Annotated in this window: 10 protein-coding genes; 5 read left to right on the top strand and 5 right to left on the bottom strand. The window is 58.4% G+C overall.

Annotated features, from left to right (window positions below):
• Positions 1-633: 633 nt before the first annotated feature.
• From F8N12_RS09625 to F8N12_RS09615, 3 genes are all read left to right on the top strand, one after another.
• Positions 634-1,086, top strand: a complete 453-nt coding sequence (locus F8N12_RS09625) for an REP-associated tyrosine transposase (protein WP_150580250.1) — start codon at positions 634-636, stop codon at positions 1,084-1,086.
• Positions 1,087-1,505: 419 nt separating this feature from the next.
• Positions 1,506-4,634: a transglycosylase domain-containing protein gene (locus F8N12_RS09620; RefSeq protein WP_150580249.1), complete on the top strand. Its 3,129-nt coding sequence runs from the start codon at positions 1,506-1,508 to the stop codon at positions 4,632-4,634.
• A 154-nt stretch (positions 4,635-4,788) separates the two neighbouring features.
• The gene (locus F8N12_RS09615) at positions 4,789-9,894 is read left to right on the top strand and encodes an NEL-type E3 ubiquitin ligase domain-containing protein (RefSeq protein WP_150580248.1); all 5,106 of its coding nucleotides are present in this window, start codon (positions 4,789-4,791) and stop codon (positions 9,892-9,894) included.
• A gap of 162 nt (positions 9,895-10,056) precedes the next feature.
• Here F8N12_RS09615 and F8N12_RS09610 read toward each other — a convergent pair whose 3' ends face one another.
• The 5 genes from F8N12_RS09610 to F8N12_RS09590 form a co-directional block, all read right to left on the bottom strand.
• A complete protein-coding gene (locus F8N12_RS09610; protein WP_191623142.1) occupies positions 10,057-10,551 on the bottom strand; it encodes a CS1 type fimbrial major subunit in 495 nt (164 codons plus the stop codon).
• Positions 10,552-10,584: 33 nt separating this feature from the next.
• Positions 10,585-11,328, bottom strand: coding sequence for a molecular chaperone (locus tag F8N12_RS09605; protein WP_150580246.1), 744 nt, complete (start codon positions 11,326-11,328; stop codon positions 10,585-10,587).
• Between the two features lie 44 nt (positions 11,329-11,372).
• On the bottom strand, positions 11,373-12,593 hold the full coding sequence (locus tag F8N12_RS09600) for a hypothetical protein (protein WP_150580245.1): 1,221 nt from the start codon (positions 12,591-12,593) through the stop codon (positions 11,373-11,375).
• 4 nt (positions 12,594-12,597) lie between these two features.
• Entirely contained in the window at positions 12,598-15,120 is a 2,523-nt protein-coding gene (locus tag F8N12_RS09595; protein ID WP_150580244.1) for a CS1-pili formation C-terminal domain-containing protein, read from the bottom strand.
• 114 nt (positions 15,121-15,234) lie between these two features.
• Positions 15,235-15,720 carry a CS1 type fimbrial major subunit gene (locus tag F8N12_RS09590; protein ID WP_150580243.1) on the bottom strand — a complete coding sequence of 162 codons (486 nt, stop codon included), beginning with the start codon at positions 15,718-15,720 and terminating at the stop codon, positions 15,235-15,237.
• Between the two features lie 494 nt (positions 15,721-16,214).
• Between F8N12_RS09590 and F8N12_RS09585 the strand changes: the two genes are divergently transcribed.
• Together F8N12_RS09585 and F8N12_RS09580 are read left to right on the top strand one after the other, a co-directional pair.
• Positions 16,215-16,790 (top strand): PadR family transcriptional regulator, encoded by a 576-nt coding sequence (locus F8N12_RS09585; RefSeq protein WP_150580242.1) that lies wholly within the window; start codon positions 16,215-16,217, stop codon positions 16,788-16,790.
• Positions 16,787-17,572, top strand: a complete 786-nt coding sequence (locus F8N12_RS09580) for a siderophore-interacting protein (RefSeq protein ID WP_150580241.1) — start codon at positions 16,787-16,789, stop codon at positions 17,570-17,572. Before F8N12_RS09585 ends, F8N12_RS09580 begins: the two co-directional genes overlap by 4 nt.
• Positions 17,573-17,650 lie beyond the last annotated feature (78 nt).

Below are 17,650 nucleotides of genomic sequence, written 5' to 3'. Positions count from 1 at the left end.
CTTTCTGTGGTGAGGGGGCTTGCCCCCGTTCGGCTGCGCAGCAGTCGTGAAACCATTGAACCCGGTACACCTGATTCCCCTCGATGACTGCTCTGGGGCGGCTTCGCCACCCAACGGGGGCAAGCCCCCTCACCACAATGTATCTGCTGCTCACATCGCTGATCTTGCGTGACAGGGATTGCCCGTGATGAGGCTTCCTGTGGTGATGGGGAATTTTCGGTGATGAAGGCTCCCTGTGGTGATTGGACTTTTCTGTGGTGAGGGGGCTTGCCCCCGTTCGGCTGCGCAGCAGTCGTGAAACCATTGAACCCGGTACACCTGATTCCCCTCGATGACTGCTCTGGGGCGGCTTCGCCACCCAACGGGGGCAAGCCCCCTCACCATAGTAAAGCTCTTACCACAGGAAGCCCTCACCACAGGAAGCCCCACCACAGGAAGCCCCACCACAGTAAGCCCTCACCACAGAAAAGCCCTTAATACAGGCGATCCCTCGCTTGTCACTACACATCTGCTGGTCACTTCGCTGGATCCTGCAAAAGACTCAGAAATTTCACTCATCCGTCTCAGCGTCTTAACAGATCACTACCTACTAGCCTGAAAGCACATTTAACTCTCTTGCAAGGAAGCAATGGATTGCCAACTCAACCTAACTCCCATCGCCTGCGCTATGGCCGACATTCCGAACCCGGTCGCGCCTATCTCGTGACCGCTGTCGTTCACAAACGCGAACCTGTATTTTCCGACTGGCGAACAGGACGCCTGCTGGTAGCAGAGTTCCGGCGCGCTCAGAACGAAGGGTTCGTGGACTCAATCGCTTGGGTAGTGATGCCCGACCACTTCCACTGGCTCATGCAACTGCGGGACAGCGCTCTGCCCCAGATTATTGGCTCGACCAAGTCACGTTGCGCTCAAGCCGTGAACAGAATGGCCGGTCGTTCTGGCCCGCTCTGGCAAACCGGATATCACGACAGAGCAATCCGCGATGGCGAGGAGCTGCTGCCTTTCGCTCGCTACATAATTGCCAACCCTTTGCGCGCAGGTTTGGTCACGCGCATTGGTGATTACCCGCTGTGGGATGCGTGCTAGCTGTAGTGCCGAGCCAGCACCTGATTGATTAGCTGGGTGGGTGGCTGGCTGAATATTTATGGCGAGAGGCTACCTGTGGTGAGGGGGCTTGACCCTGTTCGGGTGGGCAGCAGACGCATTCCTTTATATAGATAGCAATTTGGGGGGACTGCTTCGCAGTCCAACGGGGGCAAGCCCCCTCGCCACAGGCAAGCCCCCTCACAGGCAACCCCCATCACCATAGGAAGCCTCATCACAGGCAACCCCCATCACCACAGTAAGCCTCATCAAGGGCAAGCCCCCTGACTACAGCCCGGCCCGTGTAGCACAAGGGACATGTGTCCACGGAAAAATCCCTCTTCACAATTTTTTCACCAACGCCAACCACCGGCTAAGCTTCAAACAAGTCCGATCAATCTGCGTGAATGGATCAATCGACTATGGGCGCTTTGTGGCAAACAGATTCGAGTAAAACTGTGGTTCCGACTGAACGAGTGGATGAAGCGCCTTTACCTGAAAAACCCGGTCACTTCCGGCACGGCTGGGGTGCGTTCTGGTTGTTGCTGTTGATTATCGCGATTGTCGTGGGCCTGGCGGCCGCCAAGGAAATGCGCACTGCCCAGTTTCAATCCCGGGAAATCAGCAAGTTCGCCGCATCGCTTACCTACGACATGCACTCAGGCCCCAGCGACGCTATTCGATACCCAGGCGCCGGGCCCTTCGATCTGCGCCTGGGTTACAGCTCCATGGACGAATTCCTGCCGCGCCTGCTCAAGCGCGACTACGTCATTTCGGCCCAGACTCGCTTTTCTCAAGCGCTGATGGACTACAACGACAACGGGTTTTTTGTCCCCTACGCCGAGAAGATCCAGGCCGGCCTGTCGATCACCGATTGCCGAGCGGCGCCGCTGTATCAGTTTCACTACCCGCAGCAGCTTTATTCAGACTTCAACGCAATCCCGCCTGTCGTCGTGAAAAGCCTGTTGTTCATCGAGAACCGTTTCCTGCTCGACCCCAAACAGCCGCAGGCCAATCCGGCAGTGGACTGGCCACGTTTTGGCATGGCGGCCTGGTCGCAGGTCGCCAAGCTGCTGCACCTGCCCGGCCAGTCCGCCGGCGGCAGCACCTTGGCGACACAGCTGGAAAAATACCGCCACTCACCGGACGGTCTCACCGTCTCCGGGGCGGAGAAACTGCGGCAGATGTTTTCCGCCACCGTCCGCGCTTATCAGGCCGGGCCGGACACGCTGGCGGCGCGGCAGAATGTCGTGCGCGATTACCTCAACAGCGTGCCGTTGTCTGCCGTGCCAGGCCACGGGGAAGTACATGGCATGGCCGAAGGTTTACGGGTCTGGTACGGCGCCGATTTCAACAAAGCGAATGAGCGCCTGGCCAGCCCACAGACAGATGCGCAAACCATGGCCGAAAAAGGCCTCGCCCTGCGCGAAATGCTCTCGCTGATGATTGCCCAGCGCCGCCCTTCCCATTACCTGACCAAGGGCCGCGATGAACTGGCCAGCCTGACCGACAGCCATATTCGCCTGCTGGCACAGAACGGCATCATTGACGCGCCGCTCGCTGCGGCGTCATTGGCGAGCAAAGTGACCTACCGTGATTGGGCCACTCAACCGACCATTCAGCCGATCGAAACAAATAAAGGCATAAGCGTAGCGCGAAGTCGTTTGGCCGGCCTGCTCAACCGGCCGCTTTACGACCTCGACCGCCTCGATCTCTCCGCCACCAGCACGTTGCAGGGCGAGCTGCAAACCAGAGCCACCGAGTATCTCAAGCAACTGGCCGACCCAGCGTACGCTGCGCAAATCGGCCTGATAGGCGAACGCTTGCTGACGCCCACCAGCACCACACAAGTGCGCTATAGCTTCACGCTGTTCGAGCTGACACCCGACGGGTCGCGCGTACGCGTACAAACAGACAGCACCGATCAGCCGTTTGACATCAATGAGGGCAGCAAACTGGAATTGGGCTCCACCGCAAAAATGCGCGTGATGACCACGTATCTGCAGATCATCGCCGAGCTCCACGAAAAGTACGCCGAGATGAGCGTTGCGCAATTGAAGACAGTCGAGGTGCCGGATCAGGACCGCCTGAGCCGCTGGGCCGTCGACTATCTGATTCAGAACAAGGACCACAATCTGCAAGCCATGCTCGGTGCAGCGCTGGATCGCAAATACTCGGCCAGCCCCGGCGAAGCCTTTTTCACCGGCGGTGGGTTGCACACCTTCGTCAACTTTCGCAAGGAAGACAACGGACGTTTGCCGACCCTGCGCGATGCCCTGCGCGAATCGATCAACCTGCCGTTCATTCGGCTGATGCGTGACCTGGTGCGCTACACCACGTATTCGGGCCCCAACAACAGCGCCGAATTGCTCAAGGATGATCGCGACCCGCGCCGGCAAGAATACCTAGCCGGTTTCGCTGACCGTGAAGGGACCTCGTTCCTGCTCAAATTCTGGAAAAAATACCGCAACAAAGACACGCAAGCGCGGCTCGAAACCTTCCTCGACAGCATGCGACCAACGCCCATTCGCATGGCGGCGGTGCACCGCTACCTCTTCCCTCAGGCCGAGCAGGAAAACTTCAACACCTTCGTCCGCTCACACCTCAAAGGCGCCACGCTCACTGAAAAACTCACCGACGACCGCCTGCAACGGCTGTACGACAACTACCGCCCCGGCGCTTATGACTTGCCGGATCAGGGCTTCATCGCCAAGGTTCACCCGCTGGACTTGTGGCTGATCGGCTACCTGCTGAACCACCCCGAGGCGACCTTCAGCCAGATCGTCAAAGCCAGCCACTTCGAACGCCAGGAGGTCTACAGCTGGCTGTTCAAGAGCCGACACAAAGGCGCCCGCGACAGCCGCATTCGCACCATGCTGGAAATCGAAGCGTTCCTCGACATTCACCAGCGTTGGCAAAAAGTCGGTTATCCATTCGATCACCTGGTGCCGTCGCTGGCCACCGCCATCGGCAGCTCCGGCGATCGTCCGGCAGCGCTGGCCGAACTGATCGGCACCATCCTCAATGACGGCGTGCGCATGCCGACCTTGCGCATCGACAGCCTGCACTTTGCCGCCGACACACCTTATGAAACCAAGCTGATCAGCAATCCGGACGCGGGCAAACGGGTCATGCCATCCGAGGTCGCCACGGCCATGCGCGAAGCCTTGTCGCAAGTGGTCGATGCCGGCACGGCCAAGCGGGTGTCCGGCAGCTTCATCACCCCCGACGGCGTACCGCTGGCGATGGGCGGCAAGACCGGAACCGGCGACAACCGCATCGAAACTGTCGGTTCAGGCGGGCGAATCCTCAGTTCGAAATCCATCAACCGAACCGCCACGTTTGTATTCTTTATCGGCGACAGCCACTTTGGCACCATGACCGCGTTCGTCCCGGGGCGCACCGCCGAAGCGTTCAAATTCACCTCGGCGTTGCCGGTGCAGGTGCTCAAAGGTATGGCGCCGATTCTGACGCCTTATCTGCAACCGGGCAGCGCTTCGCAATGCCATCCGGTTGAGGGCCCCGTTATGGCGGCTGCAGTGCAACACTAAATGTCGTTGCAGCAGGCGGTACTTAATTATTTTTCAGATTCGAATATTCAACGGATAACCGGCCAGAGGCGCCAACAGGGCGCTAATCTTTAGACTGTTGTTTTGCCGCCTGACAGATAGGCTGGTCATTCTTAATCGATCAAGGATGATTACCATGTCTGCCACTTCCACCCTCGACCAAGACAAGGGTCGGCACTACCACTTCATCAGAAATACCGTCCACGACACGTTCAAAACCGCAAGCCTCGATAGAGGCAAGGCCTTGTCGGTCGCCCCGCTAAAAATCCAGCCGTGGTACAACACCGCGTCCGCCGTCCACCATGCCCAACTGAAAGCCGCAAACCTGAAAGCGTGGGGCTCGCAGAACCAGGTCGACAAACTGTTCGAAAAACTGCAAGACGTCCATGCTTTCGCCGCGCCTCTGTTACAAGCGAAACTCAAGCAAAAATACGGCGTCACGGCTGACGTCAAGACGACCTTTCTGCGCTTGTACCTACCCAAGGATTTGCCTTGGTATACGATCGCGGTCACAGGCGGTGTCACCACCCGAACCGTCTCGCTGCTGGATGCGGCGCTGCATAACTTTGCGGAAAACGAAACGGTAGACGACGACTCGCAATACATTTCCCAACCCGACAAGCGCGGGCAATTCGATGTTCTGCCGCTGAAAAACCAGATGACCATCAGGCAGTTTCAGACGCTGTGCCGGGAACTGGACATCGGCGGGCTGTACAAGCAACACCTGGAAAGCTGGCTGTTGCCCGGCGAGCCGGTGGCCGTCGCCGTGATCAAGCACAAAGTAACGCAAAGCCTGAAGGACGCCTTGGGCGTTGCCGCACAGCTGGCATTGACCACCGGCGATATCCAGTATGACGCCTACAAGCTGATGCGCGCGTTGGCAAACGATGAACCTCTGCCGCTGCTGAACGGCCGACAGATGCTGTGCCGCGATCTCTCGATAATGGAGACGCGCCTGACCGGTATTCTTCTGTTGATCCCCGCCCGACAAGATAGCCGAGGCATCCGCCGGCTCATCGCCTACGTCCCCCATGACCCGGATCACCCGCTCAAGGAATATGGCTCGACCAACGCGTTTACCAGCGAGTTGACCCGGCAACTGCGCGAGAACAAAACCGGTGCTGCCTCGCAGCTCAGCTATCGCCAGTTTTTCAGCCAGTTCGTCGATCAGCAGCAACGCGGGCATTTCTTTGCCGATCTCGATCAGCGTCTCAGCCATGTGGTATGGCACGACAAGGATGATCCGACGGACTCACGTCCAGCGTGGCGCAAAGAAGACGTGCCCAATGCTCACCTGATGTTCGAGCCCGTGGCGCTGCCCCGCGATTACTGGACTCACGCCTACCAGCAAAAACTCAACAAAATCCTTAACGATGCCAAGGAAATCGCCGTATCGACCGCCGACACGGACACCAAGGCGCGCTGGGCCTGGTGGGACAATTTCAAGAAAATCGTTTCGGATATTTTCAATGTTGCCCTGTTGATTGCGACACCCTTCGTGCCAGGTCTCGGCGAGTTGATGATGGCCTACACGGTTTATCAACTGACCTATGACGTGATCGAAGGCATTGTCGATCTGGCGGAAGGCCTGGCGCTGGAGGCCGCTGAACACGTGGTGAGCGTGGTGACCGATGTCATTCAGCTGGCGGCTTTTGCGGCAGGCGCGGAAATTGGCAGCGCGCTCAAGTTGAAATTGTCGCCGCTGATTGAAGGAATGAAACCGGTGAAGCTGGCAGACGGCGTGAACAAGCTGTGGCATCCGGATCTGAGTCCATACGAACAGGAGCATCTCACCCTGCCCTTGGGCTCCAAGCCCAACGAACACGGTCTGCATCGACACATCAATCAAGACATCCTGCCGCTGGATGGCAAGCTTTATACGGTCGATAAAGTTTCGACCGAGCCGGCCTCGCGGACACATCGCGTCAAGCACCCCAATCGTCCCGGTGCTTACTCGCCGAAGATTGAACACAACGGCCATGGGGCGTGGGTGCACGAGGGTGAGACACCGGCTAACTGGAAGGGCGAGACATTGATGCGGCGCCTGGGCCACAGTGTTGATCGCTTCTCGGCCACGGAACTGGAGCAAATCCGCATCAGCAGCGGCGCTGACGAGGCTGTACTGCGCCGGATGCACGTCGAGAACACCCCGCCATCACCGCTGCTGACAGACACGATCAAGCGCTTCAGTGCCTATGCCGACATTCAGACAGCGAGCACCAATATTCGTCGTGGTCAGCCAATCGATCTGTCCAATACCTGGTTCGAACCACTGGTCACGCAACTGCCGGGATGGCCGCCGGAGCGGGCGCTGAAGGTGTATGAGGGCGCCGATGCCACCGGCCATTCACGCCTTTATGGCAACATCAACGCAATGGACAGCAATACCCTGAGCATCAGTGTCAACGAATTCATGTCGGGTGAAATGTCTCAGCGACTGATCAACTTTCTCCACGAAAGCGAAATTGAGGCCTTGTTCGGACGCAACGTGCCCGTGGAGCAACGCGCTCAGGCACTGCGCAACCTGCTTGGCAATGTTGTCGATCGGCGACAGGTTGAATTCGCCGAACACCTCTACCGGGCAGGTGAAAGCTCCGACAGCGCTGAATCGGGCGTGCTGCGACAGGCGTTTCCTGACCTGCCCCTGCCTCTGACGGACACCCTTCTCGCAAACGCGAGCCCCGCCGAATTGCAGCGAATGCACGACGAACAGCGCCTGCCGCTGCGGCTGAAAAACCAGGCCAGGGAGCTGAATTTCGAAGCGGCTACCGCCCGTGCCTACGACGGCTTCTATCGGGATGCGCAGGCGGTGCCGGACACCGAGCGCCTGGCGCTCAACACCCTCAAATTCAACACCGACACGTTTGGTGATTTGCGGATTGAGGTGTTCGAGGGCAGCCCTGAAGGCACATTGCGCTGCAGTGCCGGACCGCTGGACGCCACGCAAGTCCGCAAGCTCATCAGAAAAGAACAGGGGCAATATGAAGTTCTCGATGAATTCAACAACACACTGCACAACGCCGCCGATTTCTACGAATCAATTCTGCGCGCCCTGCCTGAAGAACAGCGTGAGGCACTGGGCTACAACAAGGGTCAAGGCTGGTGGCTGAAACTGTGGATCATGGAACATGCTGCGTCCGCAGCCGAGCGCCGGAGAGTGTTGGCGGAGTTTCCCATCCGCCCTGTGGCTCGTGTCGAAACCGAGTCATTGGTGCGCGGCTGGCCGTGGTTTTTCGGCGCAAAAACCCCCGAGCAAACAGTCAAGGAGCTGTATCCGTTATTGAGTGAACTGGAAGTGAGTCGCTTCATCGAAGCCTTGCCGAACCCCGAACAGGATCTGCGGCGACTGACAAACGAACGTAAGCAACTCCGCGAGCTACTGAACGGTTGGGAGGAGGCTCAACAGCCGTTTGTGGATTCGGACGTCGTCGGCTCCACCAACAATCTGCAAGACTTTTTGCGTAATGGCGGCCGTTTCATTCAGGAGCGGCTCCTTCAGTGCTTTGAACGCAGAACGGGCAGCGCTGACGCGAGCAGCCATCCCGACGCGGGCTATACACTTGACCTGTCGACCGATTTTCCAGGGCCCCCGCTCGATCGCTGGTGGCGCGATCTGCGCGAAATGCCTGACCTTTACAAGCACCTCGAGCAGGTCACTGTACTTACCCTGAATAACGCTCGTTTTACGCCCGATGCCCACGGTTTGCTGAGCGATTTCCCCAACCTTCGCCACCTGCAAATTGTCGCTGCCGGGTTGACCGAGTTGCCGCCGTCGATTGCTGCAATGCCGAAGCTTGAGTCCTTGAATCTTGCCGATAACAACATCCGCTTTCCAGCTGGCACCACCACTCACTGGAACGCGTTGAAACTGCTGGAAACACTGCGGCTGGACGGCAATCCGTTGGGCCAGGCGCTGGACGTCAGTGCCCTGCCCAATCTGAAAGTCCTGCGCCTGGCCAATACGGGTATTACCGAATGGCCGTCCGGCATCTTCAATGACGTCAACGGAATCAATCGGCCGCGCAACTTTTATCTTGACCTGCGGGACTGCCCGATCACCGATGTCCCCATCGTAACGCCTGGATCAGACCAGGCCTTCATTGTCGCCACGGCAAGGTTCAATATGACCAATCTTGCCGAGTTAGACCGGCTCCGTTTAGGCGATTACCGCGAATCCCTGGGCTTCGCTCGCGAGCAACATTACTCGCCGGCAGTCTCCGCTGAATTACGTTATTGGACCCAGAGAGCCGATGACATTTCGGTCTTCAGTCGGTCAGCCACCTACCACATTGATCGAGAAATGTTCTGGCATGACTTGTACGCCGAACCGGGCTCCAGTGGTTTCTTCAGGATTTTTCCAAAGCTGCGCGCCGGCGAAGACTTTCGTCACGGGGCTTCGCGCCGCCAGCTGACAAAACGGGTCTGGCAAATGATCGAAGCCGCCGCGCAGGACACTAAATTGCGTGAAGAGCTTTTCAAACAGGCTCGGCAACCTGAAACCTGCGCCGATGCAGGCGCTCAGTTGTTCAACAGCATGGGCATGAAAGTACTGGTCGCTGAAGCGCGTGCGACATCCGGCAGTGCAACCGAGCTGGATAATGCATTGGTTAAACTGGCCCGCAGCGCGGCTCGCCTGGAAAGTGTCGGCGAGATTGCCAGGGCCGAAATCAGCAGCCAGCAACAGCAACACCTGATCAATCCACAGCGCAATCTACCCCCGGACGATGTCGAGGTGCATTTGGCGTTCGAGACAGGGCTGGCCCAACGACTGGATTTGCCATGGCGCTCGGAAAGCATGCTTTATGGTGATCGATCGGGTGTCAACCAGGCGAAAGTCAACACCGCCTACGACACGATTATCGAACGTGAAAAAGGCGATGGATTGGTCAACGCCATGATCGGGCTGTTTGAACATCCGTTCTGGGAACAACACTTGCGCAGCACCCACCCTGCGGAGTTTAGAGCCAATGATCGGTTGTTCGGCGAAAAATTCGGACTGCTGGAAGATTTGCGAGAAGCCCAGAATGACTATGCGAACATGACGGATGCGAAGCAGGTCAACCAGCGCAGCAAAACATTGACCCGTCTTGCCGACCAACTCAACGTGCCGCACATCGACGTATTCAGCGGCGAAGAAATGAGTACGTCTTACTACAACAGCCTGTTGAGTAGATTCGGCTATGAGCGCAATGAACTGGCCAGAACCCTGACCCGTGAGGCAATGGCTAACGCCGGGCTCTGACATTGCATCATCACTTTGAAGCGCGATGATGCTGAGGGCCGACAATGATGTAGTCCACCGGCCAACCGCTCTGCGGGCAAACCCCTCTCCCGCTGGGAGTGGGTCTCTCCGCCCGGCTGCAAGACAGCGTCGATGCAGCCGGGCGACAACTCGCAGCGCTCATTACTCCCCCGGTGCGCGGGCATTGAACAACAGCACGACAGTGCCGCCGTAATCCCCCGGCAGATAGCCGGTGGGCGGCTTGATCGGCTCGATTTCCAGCAACACCCGTTTGCCCGCGGCAGCTTCCTCTTTCGACAGTACTTGCCGCGCCTGGGTATTGAGCGACACGCCATTGAACAACACGCGCAAATTGATCACTCCGCCCGGTGTGCCGTTGAACAGATACGGGATGCTCTCCAGACGCGCCTCGATGGCGCTGGAGTCGTGGCGTACATCAAAGTTCTTGCGCAGACCGCTCAGCGTCGAATCCGAGTAATTCCACTCGAGCTGTTGTGCCCGGTGAATCCAGTCCGGCTCTGCCGGGATGATGTAAAACGGCCGGGCAGGAATGTCCAGGGACACCTCGAAAATGTGTGTTTCCCGAGCCGCCCAGCTTGCGGTAGCGGTCAGCCCCGTCATGGCCATCAGCGCGACAGCCGTGCATTGCTTGATCATGGTGGTTACCCGTTGCGTCAATGGAAGGCTCGCCTAGCGACTGACGACTTTGAGGGGTTTTCTCTGCGTGCCTTCGATAAGGGAGAAGCGATATTCGCGGCCCTTTTCTTTACCGAAAGCGAAGCTCTTGCCGGCCAGCACGTGATATTTGGTGGTCGCGCCGCAGTCGCTTTCATCGCTCAGCGAACAGCTCTTGAACTCATCGACGATCAACACGGTATTGCCGGTGTTGCGCAGTTCATAGCGGCTGTCAGTGTCATTGATAGCCATGGCGTAGTGGGGGTCTTTGGGCCGCACGAAAAACACCGTGCCGAAGCCGGTCATCACGTTGACCCCGGCGGTGATCGCCTTTTTGTACTCGTCGCGCTCTTCGGGGCTGACCGCGAACTCATCTTCCTTTTCCGGCACCACGGGCAAAAACCGCACGCGAAAGTAGCGTTCGCGATCGCGCTCGCCCATGTACAGCAAGCGCGTGCCCTGCATGCCCTGTGCCGGCACGATCAGCCGTGCCGGGCTGGCCATCAGGCCGTTGCGCGAAGCGCCGTCGGCGGCGTCTTGCACAGGTATTTCCTGCTGTGTGCCATCGGCGCCGTAGATGATTTCCAGGACATCGATCTTGACGAACGCAGTCGCGTCGCCACTGTTGAATACCCGTTTGAGGTAAGTGCTCTGAGTGCCATCCATATAGTCATACACCGTGCCGACATTGATCTGTGGGCCGGCCTGCGCCGTCAGGCAAAACACACTGAGCACGCCCAGCAAATAAACACGGTTCATCGTTTACAACTCCTTGAAAAATGAAATTCGCCCCTGGCAACCGCTCATACTTCCGAGTCCCAGATGATGGTGATGTTGCCGCTCAGGGTGTCGCTCAAGCCGGGCTTGAGCAGGAAGTCGATCGCATCTTTGGGCATGTCAAACCTGAGCGACCCGGCCTTACGATCGACATAGAGACTGGGCTCAAAGGGACCCGCCCACACGCTGTGCCGCAAGGGATGCAACGTGACGTTGCTGCCGGGGCCACCTGGGCCACTGATGCCATGGGGCAGCGTGAGGTAGGTTTCCACATCGGTGACATTGCCCTTGGGGCTGTAAAGTTTGCAGCGCGAACCACCGGTTGAATTGCATAGCATCATCACCTTGAACCGCGATGAAGCAGATATGTAGAACGGCTGATCGCGGTAAATTTTCGTGGGTTTTCGGCCGCTGTTGATCCAGCTCGCCCAGCCGCCTTCGGGTTCGAGCATCACTTTGTTGCCGCCTGGCGGGAGGTCGACTTTGAGGGTGTGCACCACGTCCAGCACGAAATTCATATACAGCCAGCCGTCGTCCGCCTGCATCAATGGCCCCAAGTCGAAATCCCCGCGGTATCCAACCATGAACGGTATAGAACCGGTATAGAGCCCGGTGGACAGCTTCAGAGGATTGGGCGTTCGTAACTCGTAGGCGATATCAAGGGAATTGAATTCGATGCCCGGAATTTCGTAAGCGTTGACCTTTGTGCAGTAAGCCTCCAGCGGCGTTTTCCAGAAGAACCGGTAAGTCTTGGACGTCCACGCACCTACGCCGCTGTACTGACAAGGGGACGCAGGGTTGACCCAGTCCGCCCCCTCCCAGAGTTTTACATGACCCTGCGCATCAGTCGCCGCTCCGGTCAGCTTGGACGCCGTATCACTCAAGACGAACCGGGAGCCAGCACCGATGATGCGTACTTCAACAAGCGCCGATTCCTGAGTCACTGGATTGGTCACTCGCGTTTGCCGCCAGTCGGCCGGTACCTTCAGTGAAACACCCCGGCCAGGTTCCAGCGCCCGACTTGAAGTGAAACGGACCGGCATTTGAATGCTGAAGATTTTGTTCTCGATGCACTGGTTTGGCCAATCCGCGCAATAACCGCTGTTCGGCGTCGTGTTGATGAATTCGTTTTTGCCCGGCCGGCTTGGGTCAAGCCGGAACTCGGCGCGGATTTCCTGATTCGCCGCGTCCACCGCTGGCAGGGTCGTGGCCAGGCAAAGCCCCAGGCCCCACGTGAATTTTTTCATCGGTTCAACCTGCCTTCTGGTGAGGGGTGGTGACATCGGCCAAGGTGTCTGGCGTACAGCGCAGGTCACCGATCATCAGCACGTTGTTTTCACTGCGGTACCGGCTTTCGTCCAGGCGGAACTGGCACAGCAGCTGGTCGTTGCGACGGACTTCCAGGGTGGGCGAGCCCGCATTCATTTCCATCGAAAAGAAGCCGTCGACCTCGGTGACGCCACGGCTGGCGTGGTTGATAACGTGGTGCCCCTTGAGCGGCCGGCCTTGCGCATCCACCAGGCGACCGAGTACGGTCAAGGTTTTCATCACGCGGATCTTGCGGTACTCGACGCCGCCCTTGTTCAGGTGATAACGGGTGCGCGGCGGCTCGATGGTGGCTGCCGGTACGTCATTGCCCAGAAAGTCGAAAGCCACCGAGCTGTTTTTATACGCCGTGACCGGAATGAAGTTACGCCCCGGCTTGAGCGCCGCGCTGCCACCGCTGTAATCGTCGGCACGCAGGCTGATGCCTTCCAGGTCTGACTCGACGTCGACAATCATCCCGGCGCCGCGCATTTCGTTCAGGCTGGTCATGAGCATCTGCTGCCCACCGACCACCAGCGTGCTGTCGAGGTTGAGGCCGCCGGTGAAATTGCCGCTGTACGAGGAGCGCTGGATAAAACCGTCGCCACTCACCGTGTCTGTACGGAAACTCGCCAGGCTGGAAACGCCCAGGCCGTAGGTGTCGGTCAGCGCCGTCACCGAAACGCTTTGCAGCACGTGGTCCTTGAAATCCTTGCGCCAGCCAAGCGAGGCATTGTTGTCACGGCCGCCATCACGCGCCGTGCGCGAGCCGATGCTGCCGGAGATCTGCTGGCCCGGCGCGCCGAGCGCCAGGTTGACGCTCAAATCGACCCCGCGATTGCGCGCATCGCCACTGCTGTAGCTGCCCGGTCGGTCGAACAGCGACAGGCGCCAACTGGCATCGCTGCCAAACAGCTCGGTGCGCTGCGTCCAGCCCAGATCCAGGGCGATGCCTTCGACGTTGCCCTCACTGTGCGAAACCCGCGCATTGAGCGAACTCTTGCTGCTGACCCGATGGTTGATTGCCAGCGCTGAATTGCTGGTCTGGCCGATGAACACGTTGCGCGGGCGGATCCGCGTGCCATCGGGCAAGGTGTCGTAGGTGTTGGTGGTATCGAGCCAACTGCGGTTGTGGCTGAGCACCATGCTGCCGCCGCCGTAGTTGTACAGGCTTTGCAGATCCAGGCCGGTGCCGTAGTCCTCGGTCTTGTAGACGTTGGCATACAAACTGATGTGGTTGGCCAGCGTCCAGTCGATCGACGTACCGTACTGCAACTTCTCACGAACCTGCCGTGCTGATACGCCCAGGATGACCCGTGGGTGCAGCAGGTAGTTGAGCGCCGCGCCCGCCGTGGGACTACCGCTGGACTGGGTCTCCCAGTTGCTGAATAACTTGGACTCCTGCCCGGCAAACACGTTGTAGCGCCAGCGTTCATCGAGGTTGCGCCAGTTGCTGGGCTTGTACACCAGCTCCTGCGTGGTGGAGGTGATCTGACCGTCTTCGACCAGTCGAACTTCCACTTCGTAAATGCCACCGGGCAACGGCCGGGTGTCGAGGGTTTGCAAACCGGCGGGCACTGACTGAGTGTTGATCAGCAAGCCATCACGATAAATCTCGACCGAACCCTGGCGGTTGGCAGTGACATAGATCGGATAGACGCTGGGCATCGGGCTGTTGATGGCCAGGCTGTCGGAGCTGCCATACATGATGCCGACCGCGGTGTCGGGGCTGTTGCCGAACGTGCGCGGCTGGCGCGTCAGCCCTTCGGAATTGGGGGTGAAAAAGCCCAGGCGAAAAAAACTGCCTTCAAGTTCGCGCTGGGTGTGAAGCTCATGGATCGCGTGATAAAGCTTGGTATCGGGCCCGCCCAGGCGCGCCACTTGCAGGTTCAGCGTCTGGCTCCAGTTGCCCAGGCTGCCGCTGGCCTCAAGGCCAAAGCGCCCACCCAGGTCCTGATCCTGACCACCGTTAAAGTTGAGCTGGTTGCGCACCATCAAACCACTGCTGCCCTCTTTGGGCTGCACGTAGTAACGCTTGGCCTCGGCGTCGCGCTCGGCGTTTTCGGTGAGGATCGAAACCAGCGAGTTTTCCAGGCTGTAATGCACCGCCAGAACCTGATCCGGACACGACCCGTTGCAGTTGCCCAGGGCCACGCCGGGCTTGAGATAACTCGCCCACTTTTCCCGCTCGGCAGGGCCGAAGCGGTTTTCGCTGGTGTCGGTGAACTCAAGCAGGGTGATCCGATCATCACGGGACAACACCACCATGGCTTCGCCCAATGGCTGTTGATCGAGCTCGACCCGGACCGCCAGAGGTACGTCAAAGAAGTGCTCCTCGAAATCCGCCGGCAGCCCCTTGGCCTGGGCCAACAGACTTCGCGGCGTAGTGCCCGCAGAGTTGGAAGCCACGGCAGCGCTGGCACAAAACAGCAGCGCAAGCGCAGCCGCGATGGGTGTCATCGGGAACATGAACTCTTACTCTGATTACGAACGATGAAAGTCCGTCGGGGCAAACAAACACGACTTGCCCCAACGGTGAACGCGGCTGCCTGCAGCCGACGCTTATTACCCGATCAGGCAGTCTTAACGAACAACGGCGTCATGCACCATCGAGATGGAACCGGTGTACTCGCCCGCTTTGGCATCCACACCCTTGACCAACGCCTTAGCCTTGAACTGCGCACGGAAGTTAGTGTTGGACGGGTCATCTTCAACGGTCATTGATGGCGTCAGGCTGAGGACGACATTATTCAATGAAACCTCTACCGGGATCCTGTCAGCGCCGGACTGCAGCACGGCCGGGCTGGTCAGACTGGATTCGATATGACCGCCGGTGTGCAGCATTTCGAAGGTACCAGCCACCTCATCCAGTTCACCGGTGCTTGGGTTGTAGTGCATCGGTTGGGTTTTGTTCACCAGGTCCGGGTTGGTCGGGATCACATAGAAATCCTTGGCCGGAACGCGAGCTTCGAGCTGGATGGTATGGATGGCGCTATCAGCGGCGTAGGTCACCGACGAGCTCAGTGCCAGAAGTGCCAGAGGAGCAGCAATTGCGATTTTTTTGAACATTGATAAGTACCTGTTTTCTTGAGTAGTCGGTCCATTGACAGATCACATTGTTCGACTCATTGATAAGTCGGTTTTAAGTGATATCTCAACGCCAGTGCATCTTCGACTGGTTGCTCTTGAAAGTAAGCAGGCAACTTCCCACGGCTGCGTAGTTCCACCACCCCACTAACAGAAGGAAAAAAAGACATAAAATAGAAAAACAAAATAAAGGCTGTAAGTTACGACCTACCGACAGTTTTGAACAAAAAACCGTACAGCGCTTGTAACTAGACAGGACGGCGACTTGCAGGCCATTTAGTACAGTAACTCTAAAATATTAGAGTAATAGCTTTAACTTTCGCTAAGTTTTCGCTCCGTATGAAAAGTCCTCAGGGTAAATGACAAAGGTTGGGCGCTTGCCACTCGTCCGGCAGACCATCCTCTGCATCACAAACGCCTTGCAGAAAACATAAGATATATCTTAAGTTATATCTAGACATGACGAGAGTGCAAAAATGAGAGACCATCATTCCCCACACCGCGAACACGGTGACGGCCGCGACGGCTTTGAAAAACGCCCTGTCCGCGAACGCGGCGGACGCGGCCCCAGGGTGTTCGCGCCCGGCGACCTGAAACTGCTGCTGCTCGCGCTGATCGCCGAGCAGCCCTGTCACGGCTACGACCTGATCCGCCAGATCGAAAACATATTCGATGGCGCCTACAGCCCCAGCCCAGGCGTGATCTATCCGACCCTGACCTTTCTGGAAGAAAGCGAAATGATTCAGGGCGATGCCGAAGGCGGAAAAAAACGTTACAGCGTGACCGACGCCGGACGTGTTTCCTTGAGCGAGCAAGCGATTGCGCTGGACGGCGTGCGCATGCGCATCGACGTCAGCAAGCGTTCACTGCGCGGGCAAGATCGCCCGGCCGAAATCCATGAAGCCGTGCACAACCTTCGGCACGCCTTGCAGATGCACCACGGGCGCTGGAACCCGGAAGAAATTTTGCGGGTTCGCGACCTGCTCAACAACGCCGCCAGGGCCATCGTCGACGGGCCCTCTACTCCATCCGTTCAGGAGACAGCCGAATGAGCGCTACTGACACTCGAACAATCCACCGCGTGATGCATGAAATCAAACGTCGCCGCCTCGAAGTATTACGGGTGGTCGACCTGACCCCGCGCATGCGCCGCATCACCGTGGGTGGCCCGGAACTGGCAGGTTTCGTAAGCCTTGGCGCCGATGATCATGTGAAGTTGCTGTTCCCGCAGAACGCGGCGGAGCAGGCAGCGTTGGAGACCTTGGTCCTGGGCGCGGGCAAGGATGACGGGCCGAAACCGGCGATGCGCGACTACACGCCGAGGCGCTACGACCTGGCAACACTCGAGCTGGACATCGACTTCGTGCTGCACGGCGATGGCCCTGCTTCGACTTGGGCCGAACAGGCCACACCCGGGCAATTCCTGCACATTGGCGGGCCACGCGGTTCGATGATCGTGCCGGACATCTTCGACAGTTATCTGCTGATCGGCGACGAAACCGCCTTGCCCGCAATCGCTCGTCGGCTGGAAGGCCTGGCGGGTAATCGTCGGGCGTTGGTGATTATCGAGGTGGAAAACGGCAAGGAGCAACAAGTGCTCAACAGCGCTGCTGAAATCGATGTGATCTGGGTACTGCGCGAGGGCGGTAAAGATCACCTGCTGACCACGGTGCGCCAGGTGCAGATTCCGACTGGCAATTTGTACGCGTGGGTAGCGACCGAAAGCAAAGTGTCGCGGCAGATTCGGCGAGTGTTGCTCGATGAGCACGGGCTGGATGAGCAATTTGTCAAAGCGGCCGGGTATTGGCGGCTGGATGGCAGCGACGAGGAGTGAGAGACCTTCGCGCCTGCTGCCACGGGCATTTTGGCTAAGCACAGACTGGCGGTGGGCTTGGGGCTCATCGCTGGCTCG

Source organism: Pseudomonas fluorescens (assembly GCF_902497625.1).
Lineage (GTDB): Bacteria > Pseudomonadota > Gammaproteobacteria > Pseudomonadales > Pseudomonadaceae > Aquipseudomonas > Aquipseudomonas fluorescens_BQ.
The sequence above is the reverse complement of the archived record's forward strand: the minus strand, read 5'-3'. Positions and strand labels throughout refer to the sequence as shown.

Excerpts from the sequence above, each read along its gene's own strand:
- F8N12_RS09590 (WP_150580243.1), bottom strand. The coding sequence starts at position 15,720 with ATGTTCAAAAAAATCGCAATTGCTGCTCCTCTGGCACTTCTGGCACTG.
- F8N12_RS09620 (WP_150580249.1), top strand. The coding sequence starts at position 1,506 with ATGGGCGCTTTGTGGCAAACAGATTCGAGTAAAACTGTGGTTCCGACT.
- F8N12_RS09610 (WP_191623142.1), bottom strand. The coding sequence starts at position 10,551 with ATGATCAAGCAATGCACGGCTGTCGCGCTGATGGCCATGACGGGGCTG.
- F8N12_RS09595 (WP_150580244.1), bottom strand. The coding sequence starts at position 15,120 with ATGTTCCCGATGACACCCATCGCGGCTGCGCTTGCGCTGCTGTTTTGT.
- F8N12_RS09580 (WP_150580241.1), top strand. The coding sequence starts at position 16,787 with ATGAGCGCTACTGACACTCGAACAATCCACCGCGTGATGCATGAAATC.
- F8N12_RS09615 (WP_150580248.1), top strand. The coding sequence starts at position 4,789 with ATGTCTGCCACTTCCACCCTCGACCAAGACAAGGGTCGGCACTACCAC.
- F8N12_RS09600 (WP_150580245.1), bottom strand. The coding sequence starts at position 12,593 with ATGAAAAAATTCACGTGGGGCCTGGGGCTTTGCCTGGCCACGACCCTG.
- F8N12_RS09605 (WP_150580246.1), bottom strand. The coding sequence starts at position 11,328 with ATGAACCGTGTTTATTTGCTGGGCGTGCTCAGTGTGTTTTGCCTGACG.
- F8N12_RS09585 (WP_150580242.1), top strand. The coding sequence starts at position 16,215 with ATGAGAGACCATCATTCCCCACACCGCGAACACGGTGACGGCCGCGAC.